Source organism: Sphingopyxis sp. BE259 (assembly GCF_031457495.1).
Taxonomy (GTDB): Bacteria; Pseudomonadota; Alphaproteobacteria; order Sphingomonadales; family Sphingomonadaceae; genus Sphingopyxis.
The window spans coordinates 3,475,663-3,495,481 of sequence record NZ_JAVDWM010000001.1 but is presented as its reverse complement, the minus strand read 5'-3'; the positions used below and the strand labels follow the sequence as shown (position 1 = coordinate 3,495,481).

Here is a 19,819-nt window from a genome sequence, read left to right as displayed (position 1 = left end):
TAAACCGCGCTACACCCTTTCGCATGCGGGAAAAGGAACTGCGCTTCGCCCTGATTTGCTACGGCGGCATCAGCCTTGCCGTCTATATGCACGGCATCACCAAGGAAGTCTGGCGCCTCGCCGCGGCGTCGCGCGCCTTTCATGACGGCGCCCCCCAACAAGGGTCGGGCGCGATTTACGGCGAGTTGCTGTCGCAGATCGCCGCGCGCAGCAACGTCCGCCTGCGCGTCCTTGCCGACATCGTCGCGGGTGCCAGCGCGGGCGGGATCAACGGAATTTTCCTCGCGCGCGCGCTCGCGACCGGGCAGTCGCTCGACCCGCTGACCGACCTGTGGCTTGACAGCGCCGACGTCGACCGGCTCATCGACCCCGACGCGCGGCCTTTGTCGGCGGCGACCAAATTCTGGGCGGTGCCGATCGCCGGGTGGATGATGAAAAAGCGCGGCAATGTCATCGACCGCACCGTTGGGCATGGCGCACAGGACGAGGTGCGCGCCAAGCTGTCGCGCTTCGTGCGCGCGCGCTGGTTCGAACCGCCGTTCGGCGGCGAGACGTTCGTGAACCTGCTGCTCGATGCCTTCGACGCGATGGAGCAGGGGCCGCGTGGGCCGGTGCTGGTTCCCGGTGGCCAGCCGGTCGACCTGTTCGTGTCGGTCACCGATTTTGCCGGACACAGTGTCCCGCTGGCGCTCAACAGCCCGGCGCGGGTGACCGAGGACGAGCATCGGCTGATGCTGCATTTCCGCGAAGACAGCCGCACCGGCGCACGGCTCGACGATGTGCCGGGACTGACCGCCGCGGCGCGCGCGACCGCCAGCTTTCCGGGCGCGTTCCCGCCCTTTACCTTGCGCGAACTCGACCGGGTGCTGGACAAGCGCCGGATTGACTGGCCGGGCCGCGACAGCTTCATCCGCACCCAATTGCCCGCGACCGCCGAGCTCGATCCCGCCGACCGCGTGCTGATCGACGGCTCGGTGCTCGCCAACGCGCCGTTCCGCCCCGCCATCGCGGCGCTCAAGCAGCGCCCGGCGCGGCGCGAGATCGACCGACGCTTCGTCTATATCGACCCCAAGCCGGATTATCGCGCGATCAGTTTCGGCAAACCCGCCGCCGCAGGCGAGGCACAGCTGCCCGGCTTTCTGCCGACGATCCTCGGGGCGCTGTCCGAAATCCCCCGCGAACAACCGATCCGCGAAAATGTCGAGGCGATCGAGGGCATGTCGCGGCGCATCCGGCGGATGCAGCATATCGTCGACGCGATGAAGGTCGAGGTCGAGGAACAGGTCGCGGCGCTGTTCGGCAGCACCTTCTTTCTCGATACGCCGACGGTGGCGCGGCTCGAAAAATGGCGCGCCAAGGCGCAGGATCAGGCCGCGGCGCGCGCTGGCTTTGCCTATGCGCCCTACGGTCATCTCAAGCTGTCGGCGGTGATCGAGGAACTGGCGTCGCTGATCGACCGGCTGCTGCCGCCCGAGGGCGAGGTGCATCAGACGAACCGGCGGCGGGCGCTGTGGGATGAAGCGCGGGCGCGCGGGCTCGACCGGATTTCGGGCCGCAAGGGCGCCGGGGCGAGCGGCGATGCGATCGCCTTTTTCCGCACCCACGACCTGGGCTTTCGTATCCGCCGCCTGCGCTTTCTGGCGCGCGAACTCGACACCGCGGTCGAGGCGACGCGCGACGGCCGCGATCCGGTGTGTGAGGAGATGCGCACGGCGATCTTTACCGCGCTCGGCCTCTATCTCGACCGGCAGGGCGATGCGTCGCTCGCGGGTCTCGACCTGCCCACCGATGCCGGACCGGGCGACTGGATCGACGCGGTCGCGGTGCGGCGCGATCTGACCGCCATCGACGGCGAAGCCGACGCGCTGATCGCCGCCGCGCTGGGCGCGATGCCCAAGGACGACCGGCGGACGCTGCTGCTCGCCTATCTCGGCTATCCCTTTTACGACATCGCGACCTTGCCGCTGCTGCAAGGGGAGGGGTTCGACGAGTTCGACCCGATCAAGATCGACCGCATCTCGCCCTCCGACGCCACCGCGATCCGCACCGGGGGTGCGGCGGCGATGCTGAAGGGGATCGAGTTCAACAGCTTCGGCGCCTTTTTCAGCCGCGCGTACCGCGAGAATGATTATCTTTGGGGCCGCCTGCACGGCGCCGACCGGCTGATCGATATTGTGGCGAGCAGCGTCGGCGGGGAGAAGGGACTGTCGACTGACGAGCTGAAGGCGTTGAAGCGCCGGGCATTCCACGCGATATTGGATGAGGAGGAGGGGCGGTTGCCGAAGGTCGCGGCGTTGATCGCCGAGCTGCGCGGCGAGATCGGGGCTGCCCGCTAGCGGTGCTGGTCGATGAGGATTGCGTTGCCGTCGGGGTCAACCAGCGTGATGCTCGCCGGGCCGCTGCCGTCCTCGTCGGCCTCCGAGGTCAGTTCGACCCCCGCCGCCTTGAGCCGTTTCTGGAGTTCGCGGACGTCGGTGAAGGGATCGACATTCTGCGCCTTTTCGTCCCAGCCGGGGTTGAAGGTCAGGATATTCTTTTCGAACATCCCCTGAAACAGGCCGATGACGGTCGCGCCGTTCTTCAGGATCAGATAGCCATGCTCGGCATTGCCGCCGAGATCCTCGAAACCGAGCTTTTGATAAAAGGCGTGCGAGGCGGCCAGATCCTTCACCGCGAGGCTGAGCGAGAAAACGCCGAGTTGCATGGGTGTACCCCTTCTGCTGCTGCGTGCAGCCAAGGCTAACCAAGACAGCGGTCAAAAGAAAGTCCGCCCGCCGCCGGTCAATCGGTCAGATCGTCCCACATATCCTTGATGCGCCCGAAAAAGCCCTGGCTTGCGGGACATTCGTCGCCGGTCTCGGTTTCGCGAAATTCGGCGAGCAGTTCCTTTTGCCGGGCGCTCAATTTGGTCGGGGTTTCGACGTCGACCTGGATCACCAGATCGCCATGGCCGCGGCCGTTGAGCACCGGCATCCCGGCGCCGCGCTGGCGCAGTTGTTTGCCCGACTGGATGCCCGCGGGAATATTGATGTCGTGCTTGGCGCCGTCGAGACCGGGAATGCTGATCTCGCCGCCGAGCGCCGCGGTCGTGAAGCTGATCGGGGCGCGGGTGAACAGCGTCGTTCCTTCGCGTTCGAACACCTTGTGCCGCGCCATGTGGAGGAAGATGTAGAGGTCGCCCGGCGCCGCGCCGCGCGCGCCGCTCTCGCCCTCGCCCGACAGGCGGATGCGGGTGCCTTCGTCGACCCCGGCGGGAATGTTGACGGTCAGCGTCTTGCGCCGATCGACGCGGCCCTCGCCATGGCAGCTATTGCACGGGTCGGCGATGACCTCGCCCGCGCCCTGACAGGCCGGGCAGGTGCGCTCGACCATGAAAAAGCCCTGCTGCGCGCGCACCTTGCCATGCCCGGCGCAGGTCGAACAGCGGCTGGTCTGGGTGCCGGGCTTGGCGCCCGATCCGTCGCAGCTGTCGCAGCGCGCAGCGACATCGACCTGAATCTCGCGGCTGCAACCGGTGAAGGCGTCCTCGAACCGGATTTCCATGTCGTAACGCAGGTCGGCGCCGCGCGCCGGACCGCGTTGCTGGCGTCCGCCGCCGAACGCCGAACCAAAGATCGATTCGAAAATATCGCCGATGTCGCCGAAATCGGCCCCTGCGCCCGCGCCGCCGCCGCGCACGCCGTCCTTGCCGAAGCGGTCATAGGCCGATCGTTTTTGCGGATCGCGCAGGCAATCATAGGCCTCGCTGATCGCCTTGAACCGCGCTTCGCTGTCCTTGCACCCCGGATTTTTGTCGGGGTGAAATTTCATCGCGAGCTTGCGGTAACTGGACTTCAGCGTCGCCTCGTCGGCGGTGCGCTCGCATTCGAGCAGTTCGTAATAATCGATGTCGAGACTCATGGTCCGCTTATGCCCCTGAGGGGGCAGCCCTTCGAGACGGGCCTTCGACTTCGCTCAGTCCCTCCTCAGGGCGAACGGCGAAAAAACCGCTGTTCGCCCTGAGGAGCCATTGAGCTTGTCGAAATGGCGTCTCGAAGGACATGCCCCTAACGCTTATTTCTTGTCGTCTTCGACTTCGGAGAATTCGGCGTCGACGACATCTTCGTCGGCCTTGGCCTCGCCCGCATCGTCACCGCCGGGGGCTGCGGCCGCCTGCTGTTCCTTTTCGTAGATCGCCTGGCCCAACTTCATCGCGACCTGTGCCAGCGCCTGCGACTTTTCGGTCATCGCCGCGCTGTCGCCGCCTTCGACCGCGGTCTTGGCTTCGGCCACCGCCGCTTCGATCTCGGCCTTCAGCGCCGCGTCAACCTTGTCGCCATGCTCGACCAGCTGACGCTCGGTCGAGTGGATCAGGCTTTCGGCGTTGTTCTTCGCCTCAGCCGCCTCGCGGCGCACCTTGTCCTCTTCGGCGAACTGCTCGGCGTCCTTGACCATCTGGTCGATGTCCGAATCCGACAGGCCGCCCGAAGCCTGGATCTTGATCTGCTGTTCCTTGCCGGTGCCCTTGTCCTTCGCATGGACCGACACGATGCCGTTGGCGTCGATGTCGAAGGTCACCTCGATCTGCGGCACGCCGCGCGGCGCAGGGGGAATGCCGACCAGGTCGAACTGGCCGAGCATCTTGTTGTCCTGCGCCATTTCGCGCTCGCCCTGAAACACGCGGATCGTCACCGCCGACTGATTGTCGTCGGCGGTCGAATATACCTGCGACTTCTTGGTCGGGATCGTGGTGTTGCGGTCGATCATCTTGGTCATGATGCCGCCCAGCGTTTCGATACCCAGAGACAGCGGGGTCACGTCGAGCAGCAGCACGTCCTTGACGTCGCCCTGCAGCACGCCGGCCTGGATCGCGGCGCCGATCGCGACGACTTCGTCGGGGTTCACGCCGGTGTGCGGTTCCTTGCCAAAGAAATCCTTCACGACTTCGCGCACCCGCGGCATGCGGGTCATGCCGCCGACCAGCACGACTTCGTCGATCGCGCTCGCCGAAATGCCGGCGTCCTTGATCGCCTTCTTGCACGGTTCGAGGGTACGCTTGACCAGCTCTTCGACCAGCTTTTCGAGGTCCGAGCGGGTGATCGTCTTGACCAGATGCTTCGGCCCGTTGGCGTCGGCGGTGATGAAGGGCAGGTTGACCTCGGTCGTCGCCGCCGACGACAGCTCGATCTTCGCCTTTTCGGCGGCTTCCTTCAGGCGCTGGAGCGCGAGCTTGTCACCGCGCAGGTCGATGCCTTCGTCCTTCTTGAAGGTGTCAGCAAGGAATTCGACAATCTTGCTGTCGAAATCTTCGCCGCCCAGGAATGTGTCGCCGTTGGTCGATTTCACTTCGAACACGCCGTCGCCCACCTCAAGGATCGAGATGTCGAAGGTGCCGCCGCCAAGGTCATAGACCGCGATCGTCTTGTTCTCGGTCTTGTCGAGGCCATAGGCCAGCGCCGCCGCGGTCGGCTCGTTGATGATGCGCAGCACTTCCAAGCCGGCGATGCGGCCGGCGTCCTTGGTCGCCTGGCGCTGCGCGTCGTTGAAATAAGCGGGAACGGTGATCACCGCCTGCTCGACCTTTTCACCCAGATAGGCTTCGGCGGTTTCCTTCATCTTCTGCAGGATGAACGCCGAAATCTGCGACGGCGAATAATCCTCGCCGCCCGCCTTGACCCATGCGTCGCCGTTGGTGCCCTTGACGATGGTGTAGGGGACCAGTTCGGTGTCCTTCTTGGTGATCGGATCGTCGAAACGGCGGCCGATCAGGCGCTTTACCGCGAACACGGTGTTTTCGGGATTGGTCACCGCCTGGCGCTTGGCCGGCTGGCCGATCAGGCGCTCGCCGTCCTTGGCAAAGGCGACGATCGACGGGGTCGTCCGCGTGCCTTCGACATTTTCGATAACCTTGGGCTTGCCGCCTTCCATCACCGCGACACAGCTGTTGGTGGTGCCGAGGTCGATCCCGATCACTTTTGCCATTTGTTACTCGTCCTTGTTGCTTCTGCGGCGCCCTGAAAAGGCGCGCCTGATATGGATGTTCTGGGCGCGATATAGGTGCGCTAATCCTTGGCACAAGGGCTTTGAGGGCTTATCGGGGACAGGAAATGACACGCCATCACGGAGTCCTCCCAAAATGAAACCTCTTGCTCTCGCCGCCCTTGCCGCCACGGCATTCACCCTGTCCGGATGCGGCGAAAATCTGGGCAAGGGGCAGCCGCTCAATGTCGTCAGCGGCCATATCGTGATGGGCGTCACCGATGATCGCCCCGCGGTCGGCTATTTCAAGGTCGAAGGCGGGCCGCAGCCGGTGCAGCTGGTCGCGGTGACCGCCGACCTCGCCCAGCGCGTCGAAATGCACGAAAGCGTGCGCGAAAACGGCATGGTGACGATGAAGCCGCTGGCGCGCGCCGACGTTCCGGCCAAGGGCGAACTGGTGTTCAAGCAGGGCGGCAAGCATCTGATGATCTGGGGCATCAACGGCGCCGCGGTGCGCGCCGGAAAACTGCCGATGGCGTTCGTGTTCACCAACAACAACAATGAACGCATCCTGTTCGACATGGTGATCAAACCTGCGGAGGATGCCGCGGCGGGCGGCGAGACGGCGATGGACCATAGCGCGATGGGGCATGGCGGCGGCGAGGCGGCACCGGACGCGGCGAAGAAATAAGCGCGGGTGCCGCGACCCTCGCGCTCCCTGACCAGCGGCGAAATTGCGATCGCCCGAACGGTGTTCGGCGACGCGATCGCTTATGACCGGGTGCGCGTAAACAACCACAAATGGATATTTTTCCAGCCGCGCGGTGTCGTCATGGCGCCGATGGGCAGCCTGCATTTCAATCCGCACGGCGATCTCTATTGCGACGATTTCAGCGCCGCGTCGCAACGATTGCAGGGATTGTTCATCCACGAAATGGTCCATGTGTGGCAGGCGCAGACGCGCGGGCGCTGGTATCTGGTGCTGATGCGCCACCCGTTCGCGATCTATAGCTACAGCCTGAAACCCGGCTGGCTGCTCGATCGTTACGGGCTGGAACAACAGGCCGAGATCGTCCGCCATTACTGGCTGCTGACCCAAGGCATGGTCGTCGGCGGCGCGCCGGGGATCGAAGCCTATCGCGCTATCCTGCCGCCCGAATGGAATGCGGCATGAGCGATTTCGAATTTATCTTTGCGCTGTACAGTCTTCTGCTCGGTCTTTCGATGGTCGAGCTGCTTGGCGGGCTCGGCCGCGCGATCGAAGTGCGCTTTGCCGCACAGGCGGAGCGCGAAAACTTTTCGATCGGCTGGCTCACCCCGCTGCTCGCGATCTTCGTCATGCTCGACCTCCTGTCCTTCTGGAGCGCGGCATGGACCGCGCGCGGCAGCCTGACGGTGTCGAACACAGTGTTGATGGCGGTTGCGGGCTTTGCCGCGGTTTATTTCCTCGCGGCGCGGCTGGTCTTTCCCTCGCATCCCGAGGGCTTCGCCAATCTCGACGTCCATTATTTCCGCGTCCGGTGCATCGTGCTGGGCCTGCTGCTGGTGCTGCTCGGCGCCCAGCTCGGCTTTTACCTGGCGCAGCCCGACCTCGCGGACAGTCTGGCGCGCCCGATCGCGTGGATCATGACGATCGTCCTCGTCGCGCTGATGGCCGCGGCAATGATCGTCAAGGATCGCCGCTGGAGCATCACGATCCTCGCGGCGCTGATCCTGCGCTACGTTGTCATCTATCTGCTGTGATCAGAAATACCGACTAGCCAGATAGGCAGCGTTCGTCCTATGTTCCGCTGATGGATGGACTATCGCTGCTCGTCGCCCTTGTTGCCCTCGCCATTGGCGGTCTGATCGGCTGGCTGTTCGCCGGTCGTCAGTCGGGCGCGCTCAAGGCCGAGCGCGACGGGCTGGCGGAGCGGTTCAAAATTGCGGTCACCGACCTTGCCGCCGAGGCCGAGGCGCGCAAGGCCGCCGACATCCAGCTCGCCTCGCTGCTCAGCGAACAGCGCGCGCGCGACGCCGCGCATGACGCGCAGATCGCGCAATTGAAGGACGCGCAGGCGGCGCTGACGGCGCAATTTCGCGAGGTCGGGCAGGTGGTGCTCGACGGCGCGCAAAAGGCGTTCCTCGAACGCGCCGAAGCGCGGTTCAAGGAAAGCGAAGCGACCGCGGGGCAGAATTTGAAGGCGCTGCTGCAACCCGTTCATGAGCGGCTGGAGAAATACGAGACCGAAGTGAAGAAGGTCGAGACGGAGCGGCAGAGCGCGTTCGGCATGTTGCAGGGTCAGATCGAAACGATGCGTACCCAGAATGAACGGGTGTCGAGCGAGGCAGCGAAGCTCGTCAACGCGCTGCGCAATGCCCCCAAGGCGCGCGGGCGCTGGGGCGAGCAGCAGCTCAAGAACGTCCTCGAAAGCTGCGGCCTGTCCGAACATGCCGATTTCCAGACCGAGGTCAGCGTGACCGACGGCGACGGCGGACGGCTGCGCCCCGATGTCGTCGTCAAGGTGCCGGGCGGACAAAGTCTGGTGATCGACGCCAAGGTCTCGCTCAACGCGTATCAGGATGCGTTCGGCGCTGTCGAGGAGGGCGAAAAAGCACTGCATCTGGCCGCGCACGCCGCGGCGATGAAGGCGCATGTCAACACGCTGGGGGCCAAGGCCTATTGGAACCAGTTCGACGATACCCCCGATTTTGTCGTGATGTTCGTCCCCGGCGAACATTTCCTCGCCGCTGCGCTCGATCAAGATGCGGGCCTCTGGGACTATGCGTTCGAGCGCAAGGTGCTGCTCGCGACCCCGACCAATTTGATCGCGATCGCGCGCACCGTCGCCGCGGTGTGGCGGCAGGAAAAGCTCGCCAATCAGGCGCGCGAAATCGCGGCGCTGGGCAAGGAGCTGTATGCGCGCATGTCGGTGATGGGCGCGCATATCGCCAAGGTCGGGCGCAATCTCGATCAGGCGACCGGGGCGTATAACGCGTTCGTCGGCAGTTTCGAATCGCAGGTGCTGACGCAGGCGAAGCGGTTCGAGGCGCTCGACATCGAAACCGGCGACAAGGAGATAGCGGCGCTGCCGGTGGTCGAGCAATCTGCGCGGCCGCTGGCGAAGCTGGCAGCGGTGGCCCCGGCGGCGGTGAATGATGCGGGGGAATGAGCAAAACCCATAAAGCCGTTCGTGTCGAGCGAAGTCGAGACACCCATCGGTAGCGCGCGCCTTCCCGGTGTCTCGACTTCGCTCCACACGAACGGAACTAGGACGTGGCCGTTAGATCGCCCGCCGCAGCACCGCCGTCTGCCCGCCGCTCCCGGTCAAAATCAACGTCCCGTCGTCGGCAAAGGTCAGGCTGACCGGTGCTGCCATCAGTTTGAAGAACGCCGCCTCCTGCGTCATGCCCGGACCCGGACACGCCATTTCGGTCGCCATCAATGGCCCGGCGGTCAGGGTTCCGTCCGCGGCCGTATAGCCGCCCGAAAAGCGGTTGCACCCTGCGCTGCCGCTCAGCCGCGCGCCGTCGAATTGCAACGCGGTCGGGCGATCCTTTGCTACCGCGACCCCGCCGATCGACACAAAGGTCCAGCTCGATCCCGCCAGCGTGTCGGGCGGCAGGATTGTGCCGCCGCAGCCGTTCAGCGTCTTGCCGTCGGCGATCACGCGCACCGTATCGGCAAAGCGGCGGTCGCTCATCCCGTCGCTGCACGGCGCCTGTTTGATCACGACCGACAGCCGGTCGGTGGCGTAAATCCGGCCGTTCAGCGACGGCTTGGCGCCGGGGTTCGGCACCATGATCTTGGTCGCGCCATAGTCGCCATCATAGTTGAGGCGGTCGGGGGTAATTTCGAGCGTCCAGCCGGGCTCGGTGCCGAGCGCCAGATAGGTGGTGGGCTGATCGCCGCGGCTCTGCGGCGGCGATTCGGTCGCGGGTGCGCAGGCGGCGAGCGCGGGAAGGGTGAGCAGGGGCAACAAGCGGATCATCACAAGCTCCTTTACTCCGTTCGTGTCGAGCGAAGTCGAGACACCCGTCGGCGTTGCGCAAGGTCGAGAGGCATCTCGACTTCGCTCGATGCGAACGGGAAGAGAGGATGTGGTAGTAGCATGATGTTGGCGGGCGGCTGAACCAAAATGCCGCCCCTCGTTCAGCCCCGCCGCTGGTTCAACACCTCATATGCCATCACCGCCGTCGCGACCGCGGCGTTCAGGCTGTCGGCCTTGCCCAGCATCGGCATCTTCACCCTCACGTCGGCGGCGTCGGCATAAGCGGGCGGCATCCCCTGCGATTCATTGCCGGTCAGGATGAAGGTCGGCGCCGCATAGCGCACTGCCTGATAATCCTGCGTATCGTCCCCCAGCCAGGTCGCGACGAGCTGCCCCGGCCCCTGTCGCAGCCACGGCAGGAACTCGTCCCAGCGCGCCTGCACCAGCTTTTGGGTGAAGATCGCCCCCATGCTCGCGCGCACCGCCTCGACCGCATAGGGGTCGGTGCTTTCGTCGAGCAGGATCAGCCCGCCCGCGCCGACCGCATCGCCGGTGCGCAGCATCGTGCCGAGGTTGCCCGGATCGCGCAGCCGTTCGGCGACCAGCCAGATCGGCGCGGCATCGCGGTCGAGATCGGCGAGCGTTGTTTGGGGTTCGGCGTAGATGCCGACGACGGTTTGGGCGTTGTCCTTGCCCGACAGCTTCGACAGGATCGCGGGGGTTGCATCGATCACCTCGCCGCCCGCCGCGAGCGTATCGGCCACCAGCGCGGCGGCGAGCGGGTGCGTGTCGCCCTCGGGGCCGATGAACAGCCACAGGGGCAGCACCCCGGCCTCGCGCGCCTCGGTCGCGATCCGCAGTCCTTCGGCCAGGAACAGACCCTCGGCGCGCCGGTGGCGTTTCTCGCGCAAGAGCCGCATCCGCTTGATCAGCGGATTGGACAGGCTTTCGATAACGCTGCGGCGACCGGTCATCTCTTCTCGTTCCTGCGCCCCTGCGAAGGCAGGGGCCCATCACCTAAGCTCTCGTTTGCCCGCTACGCCCGTTGGCCATCTCGACCTCGGGTGATGGACCCCTGCCTTCGCAGGGGCGCGGCGGGTGAGGGCGAATTGCGCTTCCGGTCAATCCTCGCCGAAGCTGTCCTTGACCAGCCCGACCAGTTTCAGCAGCGCCGCGTCGGCGCCGTCGCCCCTGGTGTGGATCGTGATCGTGTCGCCCTTCGCGGCGCCGAGCATCATCAATCCCATGATCGAGGTGCCGTTGACGCGCGATCCGCCCTTTTCGACCTCGACCGACACGGTTTCGGGCAGGCGGCTAACGAAAGTGACGAATTTGGCGCTGGCGCGCGCATGGAGTCCGCGCTGGTTGGTGATTTCGACCGTTTCGGAAATTTCGCTCATAGTCCCACCCCCAGCATTTCAGAGGCGACCGAGATATATTTCTGCCCGGCTTCCTTGGCCGCGATCACCGCGGCGCGCAGCTCCATCGACTTGCGCGCGCTTTCCAGGCGGATCAGCATCGGCAGATTGACCCCGGCGATCACTTCGGTGCGGCCCGTTTCGAGCAGGCTGATTGCGAGGTTCGACGGGGTGCCGCCGAACAGATCGGTCAGCATGACGACGCCGCGCCCTTCATCGACCGCCCGGATGGCATCGGCGATTTCGCGGCGGCGCATTTCCATATTGTCGTTGGGGCCAATGCACACGGTGGCGATCGCGCGCTGCGGCCCGACGACGTGCTCCATGGCGCGTACCATTTCCTCGGCCAGACGGCCGTGGGTGACCAGGACCATTCCCAGCAACGGCAAGGCTTTATCGGTGGCCATGAAATGCGAGACCCTTATGTTTTGCCACCGGCCGCAGCAGATGCGGGCGGGGGCTTGCCCTCAAGCCCATCTTGCGGGGCAGAGTCAAGGTTGCGGTGGGTCAGGGTTGGCTCATATCCGGACGTGCGTAGCGTTTCGGCAACACGCGCCGCGACATGGACCGAACGGTGACGACCGCCAGTGCAGCCAAAGGCGATAGTGACATAGCTTTTGCCCTCCGCCCGGTAACGCGGCAGCAGCGTGAGGATCAGCTTTTCGATCTGCGCCACGCTGTCGGCATAGGCGGGATCGGCCATTACATATGCGGCGACATCGGCGTCGAGCCCGGTTCCCGGCTTCAGTGCGGGATCCCAATGCGGGTTGCGCAGGTAGCGCATGTCGAACACCAGGTCGGCGTTGCGCGGCAGCCCTCGGGCAAAGCCGAAGCTCAGGATATTGAGCACCGGTTCGTCGTGGCCGGTCTCGCTGAACCGCTGGCGAACCTCTTGTTGCAGGTCGTTGCTGCTGTAATTGGTCGTATCGACGACATGCTCGGCCCAGCGGCGCAGCGATTCCATCATTTCGCGCTCGCGCGCGATGCCGTCGGCGGCGGGGCGATCCTCGGCCATCGGGTGGCGCCGCCGCGTTTCGGAAAAGCGGCGTTCCAGCTCGGCACCGGCACAGTCGAGGAACAGCGTCTGGATGTCGCGCCCGCCCGCTTCGCGCAGCGCCTTGATCCGCTGCACGAGCAACGCAGGGCGAAACCCGCGGCTGCGGCTGTCGATCCCCACCGCCAGCGGCCGTCCCGCCTCGCTGCGCTTGACCGGCGCATCGATCAGCGTTTCGAGCAGCGCCAGCGGTAGATTGTCCACCACCTCCCAGCCCAGATCCTCGAGCACCTTGAGCACGGTCGATTTGCCCGCGCCCGACAGCCCGGTGACCAACAGCAGGCGCGGTTCGGCGGCGGCAAGGCTCATCGCGGGCCGGTCATGCGGCGGGCGCCAGCCGTTCGAGGGCGAGGAGAATCTTGATCGGCGCCGACGCCTCGAACGCGGATAGCAGCAGCGCGGGCAAGCGGTGGCCCGCAACCATCTCCGTCTGGTTCATCGCGGGCATCCGGTCGTAACGATCGGTCAGCCGCACCGCGAGCGCCAGCGGCACCGGCGCGGTCCATGCCCGTTCGACGATCCCGATCCCGCGCACCTCGAGCTTCCCCGCCAGCGCCTCGGGCGGGCGGCACCACAGGCGATCACGTTCGAACCAGATGTCGCAGCGATCGTCGGCGACCAGCTTGGCGCCGCGATCGATCAGCCGCAGCGCAAGGTCCGATTTGCCCTGGCCGCTGTTGCCGAGGATCAGCACGCCGCCATTGCCCGCCGCGACGCAGCTGCCATGAATGTTGACGATTTCGGTGTGGGTCCGGGTTGGAAACATGGCGCAGACTTACCGGCGACGAAGCGATGCGGCAAGGCGATAGGCGGAAGACTTCAGCTCGCGCCGGTTCCGCCGTCGCATGCGGGCAGGGTGATCAGCAGGCTGCCACCGGATTTGGCGTCGTCGCGGTCCTTGGCATTGATCGTCCCGCTATGCCCCTCGACGATCGTCCGCGCAATCGCCAGGCCGAGGCCGCTGTGGCGGCCAAAGGCTTCACCGGCGGGGCGTTCGCTGTGAAAGCGACGGAAAATGGCCTCGCGCTGCGCGGGATCGATGCCGGGGCCGTCGTCATCGACGCGCACATGCACTTCGTCGCCCAGTCGCGTCGCGGCGATGCAGACGAGGCCGGTCGGCGGCGAAAAGCTGATCGCATTGTCGATGACATTGTCGATGGCACGTTCGAGTCGGTGGCCGTCGCCCATCACCAAGGTTGTGCCCTTGCGCGGGCGGGCAAAGGCGATGCGCGGGTGCGGCGCATCGGCGTCGATGCGCGCCGCGCGCGCCGCCAGCATCGATTCGATCATCATTCCGACGTCGATCGGTTCGAACAACGTGCGCGACAATTGCGCGTCGACGCGGCTCGCTTCGCTGATGTCGTTGACCAGCCGGTCGAGCCGCCGGACATCCTCGTCGGCGATGCTCAAGAGCTGCGCGCGCTGGGCGTCGTTTTGGACCCGCCCGAGACCCTCGATCGCCGAGCGCACCGATGCGATCGGGTTCTTCAGCTCGTGGGTGACGTCGGCGGCGAAATGTTCGCCGGCGTCGATGCGCTCGCGCAGCGCCTGGGTCATGTCGCTCAAGGCGCGCGCCAGCGTCCCGATCTCGTCGCGGCGGCTGGGCAGGCGCGGCACCACCACCTCGCGCGCCCGGCCCAGCTTGACGCGAACCGCGGCGCGCGCCAGCCGCCGGAGCGGACGGACGATGGTGCGGGCAAGGAACAGCGACAGCAGGATCGAGGTCATCAGCACCACCGCGACGACCACCGCCAGGCGGAAGCGTTCGGCGCGCACGGTGCGGGTGATGTCGCGCGCGTTCAGCGTCATCAGCACTGTCTGCGGCGCTTCCAGATCGACGACGCTCGCGGCGCTGAGCAGGGGCGTGCGTTCGGGGGCGTAGCGGAAGCGGCTGGCGGCCAGCCCGCTGCGCTGCGCCTCGATCACCTCGGGCCATGCCGCGGCGCGGTCGACCGCCGGTTCCTGAAAATCGGGGTAGGAAGGCGCGCCGACGATCCAGTCGATGCCGCGGTCCATCGCGCGCGCCGCATCGCGCTGCCACGCCTGCAAATTGGGGTCGCGCAGCGTGTAGGTGGCAGGGCCGGTGGCAAAGCTATCCGAAATCCGTCGTCCGTCGGCATCGTAGAAGCGCAGCCGCGATTCGGTCGCTGCGGCAAATTCGTCGATCAGCGTCGCGCGCTGGTCGGGCCGCGCCGCCTCCAGCGCGCGGTCGAGCATCGCCAGCTGGTCCTTCATCACCTCGATCCGCGTGTCGACCAGGCGGCTACGATAGGTGTCGAGATAATAGAACCCGCCCGCTAGCAGCGCGACCGCCAGGATATTGACCGCCAGAATCCGCGTCGTCAGCGACCAGCGCGCCGACCAGACCAGCGGCGATTCCTCTTGTTCGGCGATGCTCGCGTCAGGTTTCAGCGGCTCAGCCATCGTCGGCAAACCGGTAACCCGCGCCGTACAGCGTCGCGATGCCGTCAAATTCGGGATCGACCTCGCGGAACTTGCGGCGCAGGCGCTTGATATGGCTGTCGATCGTGCGGTCGTCGATATAGACATCGTCCTGATAGGCGGCGTCCATCAACTGGTTGCGGCTGCGCACGATGCCGGGGCGCGCCGCGAGCGTCTCGAGGATCAGGAATTCGGTGACGGTCAGGGTCACGTCCTTGCCGTCCCATGCGACCTTGTGGCGCGCCGGGTCCATGGTCAGCCGTCCGCGGTTGATCGGTTCGGCCACCGGCTCGTCATCGGCGGCGGGGGCATTCTGGTTGAGTTCGACGCGGCGCAGGATGGCGCGGATGCGCGCGATGACCAGGCGCTGCGAAAAGGGTTTGGCGATATAATCGTCGGCGCCCATCGCGAGGCCCAGCGCCTCGTCGATCTCGTCGTCCTTGCTGGTCAGGAAAATGACAGGCAGCTGGCTTTTTTCGCGCAACCGGCGCAGCAGTTCCAGCCCGTCCATGCGCGGCATCTTGATGTCGAACACGGCGAGGTCGGGCGGATTGTCGATCAGCGGTTTCAGCGCCGCCTCGCCATCCGAATAGACGCGCGTCACAAACCCCTCTGCCTGGAGCGCGATCGAGAGCGATTGCAGGATGTTGCGGTCGTCGTCGACCAGCGCGATGGTTGCCGTCATGCTCTTTCCGTTGGGCGGGGCCGCCGACGGACTAGCCGATCCGTCGCCAAGCGACAACCGCGCACCGCTCGCCGGTCATTCACCCTTTAATCTTTTGACCTCGCCGTCCATCCTCGCTAACGCGACCGGGATTTCAGAATCGACGACCTGTCGGCACCCCATGTTCATGCGGGCCCATTCGCTTTCGCATGACATGCATTGCATACCTATGCGAGGCGGCCGCGGGCGAAGGAAAGGCGAGAGAGATGACCAAGGTAGCGATCGGCAGCGAGACCGTCAAAACGGCAGCGACAGTGGCCGAAAACTGGGGCACGTCGGCGCTGATCGAGGATGCCATCCGCCACGGCGAAGGGTTGCTGGCCAAGGACGGTCCGCTGGTCGTCGAAACCGGCAAGCACACCGGGCGCAGCGCGAAGGACAAGTTCATCGTCCAGGACGCCGAGACGGCGGGCACCATCTGGTGGGGCAAGACCAATGTCCCGATGACGCCCGATCATTTCGCGGCACTGAAGGCCGACTTCTTCGCGCACCTCGCCGATCGCCCGCGCCTCTATCGCCAGCAGCTGTTCGGCGGATCGCAGGCGGAGCATCGCGTCGCGGTGCAGGTCGTCACCGAATTCGCCTGGCACAGCCAGTTCATCCGCACGCTGCTCTGCCGCCCGACCGCGGCCGAGCTGGCGGCGTTCGCGGCCGAATATACGATCATCGATCTGCCGAGCTTCCGCGCCGATCCCGCGAAACATGGCACGCGCACCGAAACCGTCGTCGCGGTCAACTTCGCCGAAAAGCTGATCCTGATCGGCGGCACACAGTACGCCGGCGAGATGAAGAAATCGGTGTTCGGCATTTTGAACTATCTGCTGCCGGTGAAGGGTGTCATGCCGATGCACTGCTCGGCGAACATGGGACCGAACGGCGACACCGCGGTTTTCTTCGGGCTCAGCGGCACCGGCAAGACAACGCTGTCGGCCGATGCGTCGCGCACGCTGATCGGTGATGACGAGCATGGCTGGTCGGACACCGCGGTCTTTAATTTTGAGGGCGGCTGCTATGCCAAAATGATCCGCCTGTCGCCCGAAGCCGAGCCCGAGATTTTCGCGACGACGAAGCGGTTCGGCACCGTGCTGGAAAACGTCGTGATGGACCCCGCCACGCGCGAGCTCGATTTCGACGACGCGAGCCTAGCGGAAAACAGCCGCGGTTCGTACCCGATCGATTTCATTCCGAACACGTCGGAACAGAACATGGGTCCGGTACCGCAAAATATCATCATGCTCACCGCCGACGCCTATGGCGTGCTGCCCCCGATCGCGAAGCTGACCCCCGATCAGGCGATGTATCACTTCCTGTCGGGTTACACCGCGCGCGTCGCCGGGACCGAAATTGGCGTGACTGAGCCCGAGGCGACCTTTTCGACCTGCTTCGGCGCGCCCTTCATGCCGCGCCATCCGTCGGTGTACGGCAACCTGCTGAAAGAACGCATCGCCAAGGGCGGCGTGCAGTGCTGGCTGGTCAACACCGGCTGGACCGGCGGCATGGCGACGATGGACGGCATCAAGCGGATGCCGATCAAGGCGACCCGCGCGCTGCTCAACGCCGCGCTCGACGGCAGCCTGAACGACGCCGAATTCCGCAAGGATCCGAATTTCGGTTTCATGGTGCCGGTGGCGGTGCCGGGCGTCGATGCCAGTCTGCTCGACCCGCGTGAAGCCTGGGCCGACAAGGCGGCGTACGACCGCACCGCGCAAACGCTGGTCGGCCAATTCATCGACAATTTCGCGCAATTTGAAAGCCATGTCGACGAAGGCGTCCGTCAAGCAGCGCCGCAGGCCGCCGTCGCAGCGTAAATAGCCCGGACAACTTCCGGGTGTTCATTCACCCGGAAGGACCGGACCGATGACTACCGACTATAAACCCCGCCTGTTCGAGCGCGATTCCGACATCCGCGCGATCGGCAAAGGGCTGCTCGCCTGCACGCTGCCGCGCGAGGCCTGGACGCACGAGGCGCATCTGGGCGCCTGCCTGTGGCTGCTCAGCGAACGCCCCGACATCGATGTCGATGCCGAAATCGCGGGGATCATCCGCCGCTTCAACGAAAGCGTCGGCGGGGTGAACGACGACACGCAGGGCTATCACGACAGCATCACCCGCGCCTATGTCGCGGGAGTGCGATGGTTCCTGTCGGAGACGGCGGAAACGGGTCTGGCGGCACGCGTCAATGCGATGCTGCTATCCGACGTCGGCCGCCGCGACTGGCCGCTGCGCTTCTACAGCCGCGAACGGCTGTTTTCGGTGGAAGCGCGGCGAGGGTTTGTCGAGCCCGATCTGGCGCCTTTGCCCTAGCGATGAAAAAGGCGGGCCCCGGGTCAGCCCCGGGGTGACGATGAACGGGGGCAAGCCTTACCCCTTCGCCCCCGCCACATAAGCGTCGACATTCTGCGCCAGCACGTCGAGCGGCACATTGCCGCCCTCGACCACGACATTGTTGAAGTCGCGCAGGTCGTATTTCGGCCCCAGCGTCGCCTGCGCCAGCCCGCGTTGGCGGACGATCTCGCTGTGCCCGACCTTGTAACCGCAGGCCTGTCCGGCCCAACTGCAATAGCGATCGACCTCGCTTGCGACTTCGAGGGGGTTCGAGCCGTTTTCCTGGACGAAAAACTCGACCCCCTGCTCGCGCGTCCAGCGCTTGGCATGCAGCCCGGTATCGACGACGAGGCGGCAAGCGCGGAACGCCAGCGACTGGAGATAGCCCAAGCGGCCGACCTCGAAATCGTCATAAAGCCCCAATTCGTCGGCGAGCTGCTCGGCATAGAGCGCCCAGCCTTCGCTATAGGCATTGAACGCCAGCATCGTGCGGATCAGCGGCATCTGGTTGGCATATTCGCCCTGCCACACATGCCCCGGAATTGCCTCGTGCATCGTGAGGTCGGGCAGCGAATATTTGCTGTGCAATTCGGTGGTTCGCAGGTTGATCCAGAATTTGCCCGGGATGCTGCCGTCGATCGAACCGGCGCCGCCATAAGCGGCGGGCGCACCCGGTTCCTCGGCCAACGGCAATCGCTTTACCTCGACATTGCCCTTGACCAAAGTGCGAAAGGCGCGCGGCAATTCGGCGCGGATCTTGCCCAGCCAGGTCTGGATATAAGCGGTAATTTCGGCGCGCCCGGCGTCATTGTCGGGGAATTTGTAGCGCGGATCACTGGCGAGCGCGTTCATCCGTTCGCCGACCGATCCCTTGGTATAGCCGAGCTTCTTCAGAATCGGGTCCATCTGGCCGTGAAGGTCGGCAAGCTCCTCGCGGCCCATCGCATGAACCTCGTCGGGGGTCATCCGCGTCGTGGTGCTGGCGCGCAGCCCCCACGCATACCAGGCGTCGCCGCCGGGCCGCGCCCACATCCCGGCATCCATCGTCGCGCGCGGACGCTGGGCTTTGAGTTCGGCGATCTGGCGTTCGAGCGCCGCACGCACCGGACCGCGGGCAATGGCCGCCGCGCGAGCGCCCCAGTCGCCCGCCAATCCCGCCGCGCGCGCTTTCGTCGCCAACGTGTCGGACAGGCTGCCGCCGCGGCTGGCATCGGCCAGCGTCGCCTCGATCTGCGGCAGCGCCTTGTCGATCAGGAAGGCGGGCGCGACCATACCCTGTCCGCCCGCCGCCTTCAGCCGTTCGGTCTCGCCATCAAGAACGCCAGCAAAAGCGCCGAGGCGGGCGAGATAGGCTTCGGCATCGGCACTCGTCTTGATCGGTTGGTCGCTGGTCAGCAGGCGCGGCACATCGATATAGGCGCCGACATTCTGGATCACGACATAGGGGGTGTTGCGCCAGCCACCGACCGCGACGTCGCCATAGGGCAGGGCAAAGCCGTCGAGCGCGACGCCATAGGCGCTTTCGACGACCGCCAGGCTGGTGCGGGTCTTGTGATCCAGGCCGGAGCGTCCGACCAGGCGAACGCGTTCGAGGTCATATTTCAGCGTGTCGGCAAGCGCTTGCTGTCCGGCGGCCGAACGATCGCTCAACTTGCCGCGCATTGCGGCGCGCGCGCCGGTATCGATGCCCAGCGCGGTCGCGCCTTCCGGGGAATGGGCCAGCAGCCTTTCGGCAATATCGTCGAGCAAGCTGACCTCGGGGTATCCCACGGTCGGAGGCGCGGGGCTAGCGGGAGCCGCGACGCTGGCGCTCTGCCCCGCGCAGCCCGACAGGGCGAGCGTGGCGGCGCCCGCGCCAAGCGAGGCAAGCGTCTGACGGCGGCTGAGCGGAGTGGAAAGGCTGTCGTGCACGCGGCGGCTCCCTTGC

The 19,819-nt window shown here is 65.6% G+C and carries 19 protein-coding genes; 7 read left to right on the top strand and 12 right to left on the bottom strand.

Annotated features, from left to right (window positions below):
- Positions 1 to 23: 23 nt before the first annotated feature.
- Positions 24 to 2,336 carry a patatin-like protein gene (locus J2X44_RS16745; protein WP_310086596.1) on the top strand — a complete coding sequence of 771 codons (2,313 nt, stop codon included), beginning with the start codon at positions 24 to 26 and terminating at the stop codon, positions 2,334 to 2,336.
- Here J2X44_RS16745 and J2X44_RS16740 read toward each other — a convergent pair.
- From J2X44_RS16740 to dnaK, 3 genes are all read right to left on the bottom strand, one after another.
- Complete coding sequence (locus tag J2X44_RS16740; protein ID WP_310086594.1) at positions 2,333 to 2,704, bottom strand: VOC family protein; 372 nt, start codon at positions 2,702 to 2,704, stop codon at positions 2,333 to 2,335. The genes J2X44_RS16745 and J2X44_RS16740 overlap by 4 nt on opposite strands.
- 77 nt (positions 2,705 to 2,781) lie before the next feature.
- Positions 2,782 to 3,900 (bottom strand): molecular chaperone DnaJ, encoded by a 1,119-nt coding sequence (dnaJ, locus tag J2X44_RS16735; protein WP_310086592.1) that lies wholly within the window; start codon positions 3,898 to 3,900, stop codon positions 2,782 to 2,784.
- Between the two features lie 153 nt (positions 3,901 to 4,053).
- Entirely contained in the window at positions 4,054 to 5,961 is a 1,908-nt protein-coding gene (gene dnaK / locus J2X44_RS16730) for a molecular chaperone DnaK (RefSeq protein WP_310086590.1), read from the bottom strand.
- A 154-nt stretch (positions 5,962 to 6,115) separates the two neighbouring features.
- On the opposite strand from dnaK, the gene J2X44_RS16725 reads away from it, so the two are divergent.
- Genes J2X44_RS16725 through J2X44_RS16710 form a run of 4 tightly spaced genes read left to right on the top strand, consistent with a single transcriptional unit; the run spans position 6,116 to position 9,110 of the window.
- A complete protein-coding gene (locus tag J2X44_RS16725; protein WP_310086588.1) occupies positions 6,116 to 6,649 on the top strand; it encodes a copper chaperone PCu(A)C in 534 nt (177 codons plus the stop codon).
- A gap of 6 nt (positions 6,650 to 6,655) precedes the next feature.
- Positions 6,656 to 7,132: a vgr related protein gene (locus J2X44_RS16720; protein ID WP_310086585.1), complete on the top strand. Its 477-nt coding sequence runs from the start codon at positions 6,656 to 6,658 to the stop codon at positions 7,130 to 7,132.
- Entirely contained in the window at positions 7,129 to 7,701 is a 573-nt protein-coding gene (locus J2X44_RS16715; RefSeq protein ID WP_310086583.1) for a hypothetical protein, read from the top strand. Before J2X44_RS16720 ends, J2X44_RS16715 begins: the two co-directional genes overlap by 4 nt.
- Positions 7,702 to 7,751: 50 nt before the next feature.
- On the top strand, positions 7,752 to 9,110 hold the full coding sequence (locus tag J2X44_RS16710) for a DNA recombination protein RmuC (protein WP_310086582.1): 1,359 nt from the start codon (positions 7,752 to 7,754) through the stop codon (positions 9,108 to 9,110).
- Between the two features lie 111 nt (positions 9,111 to 9,221).
- Here the strand turns inward: J2X44_RS16710 and J2X44_RS16705 are convergent, their stop codons facing one another.
- The 8 genes from J2X44_RS16705 to J2X44_RS16670 all read right to left on the bottom strand — a co-directional run bounded on the left by J2X44_RS16705 (position 9,222) and on the right by J2X44_RS16670 (position 15,528).
- Positions 9,222 to 9,929, bottom strand: a complete 708-nt coding sequence (locus J2X44_RS16705) for an META domain-containing protein (protein WP_310086580.1) — start codon at positions 9,927 to 9,929, stop codon at positions 9,222 to 9,224.
- A 161-nt stretch (positions 9,930 to 10,090) separates the two neighbouring features.
- Positions 10,091 to 10,903 (bottom strand): RNA methyltransferase, encoded by an 813-nt coding sequence (locus J2X44_RS16700; RefSeq protein WP_310086578.1) that lies wholly within the window; start codon positions 10,901 to 10,903, stop codon positions 10,091 to 10,093.
- A 147-nt stretch (positions 10,904 to 11,050) separates the two neighbouring features.
- Entirely contained in the window at positions 11,051 to 11,329 is a 279-nt protein-coding gene (locus J2X44_RS16695; protein WP_310086576.1) for an HPr family phosphocarrier protein, read from the bottom strand.
- Positions 11,326 to 11,730: a PTS sugar transporter subunit IIA gene (locus J2X44_RS16690; protein WP_310087104.1), complete on the bottom strand. Its 405-nt coding sequence runs from the start codon at positions 11,728 to 11,730 to the stop codon at positions 11,326 to 11,328. Before J2X44_RS16690 ends, J2X44_RS16695 begins: the two co-directional genes overlap by 4 nt.
- A gap of 38 nt (positions 11,731 to 11,768) precedes the next feature.
- Positions 11,769 to 12,710, bottom strand: a complete 942-nt coding sequence (gene rapZ, locus J2X44_RS16685) for an RNase adapter RapZ (protein ID WP_310086573.1) — start codon at positions 12,708 to 12,710, stop codon at positions 11,769 to 11,771.
- Between the two features lie 10 nt (positions 12,711 to 12,720).
- Positions 12,721 to 13,167 (bottom strand): HPr kinase/phosphatase C-terminal domain-containing protein, encoded by a 447-nt coding sequence (locus J2X44_RS16680; RefSeq protein ID WP_310086571.1) that lies wholly within the window; start codon positions 13,165 to 13,167, stop codon positions 12,721 to 12,723.
- A gap of 53 nt (positions 13,168 to 13,220) precedes the next feature.
- A complete protein-coding gene (locus J2X44_RS16675; protein ID WP_310086569.1) occupies positions 13,221 to 14,825 on the bottom strand; it encodes an ATP-binding protein in 1,605 nt (534 codons plus the stop codon).
- Positions 14,818 to 15,528 carry a response regulator transcription factor gene (locus J2X44_RS16670; protein WP_310086566.1) on the bottom strand — a complete coding sequence of 237 codons (711 nt, stop codon included), beginning with the start codon at positions 15,526 to 15,528 and terminating at the stop codon, positions 14,818 to 14,820. Before J2X44_RS16670 ends, J2X44_RS16675 begins: the two co-directional genes overlap by 8 nt.
- Positions 15,529 to 15,773: 245 nt before the next feature.
- On the opposite strand from J2X44_RS16670, the gene J2X44_RS16665 reads away from it, so the two are divergent.
- Entirely contained in the window at positions 15,774 to 17,375 is a 1,602-nt protein-coding gene (locus J2X44_RS16665; RefSeq protein WP_310086564.1) for a phosphoenolpyruvate carboxykinase, read from the top strand.
- Positions 17,376 to 17,424: 49 nt separating this feature from the next.
- Complete coding sequence (locus tag J2X44_RS16660) at positions 17,425 to 17,871, top strand: hypothetical protein (RefSeq protein WP_310086561.1); 447 nt, start codon at positions 17,425 to 17,427, stop codon at positions 17,869 to 17,871.
- Positions 17,872 to 17,928: 57 nt separating this feature from the next.
- On the opposite strand, the gene J2X44_RS16655 is transcribed toward J2X44_RS16660, so the two are convergent.
- Positions 17,929 to 19,803: a DUF885 domain-containing protein gene (locus J2X44_RS16655; RefSeq protein WP_310086559.1), complete on the bottom strand. Its 1,875-nt coding sequence runs from the start codon at positions 19,801 to 19,803 to the stop codon at positions 17,929 to 17,931.
- Between the last annotated feature and the right edge of the window lie 16 nt (positions 19,804 to 19,819).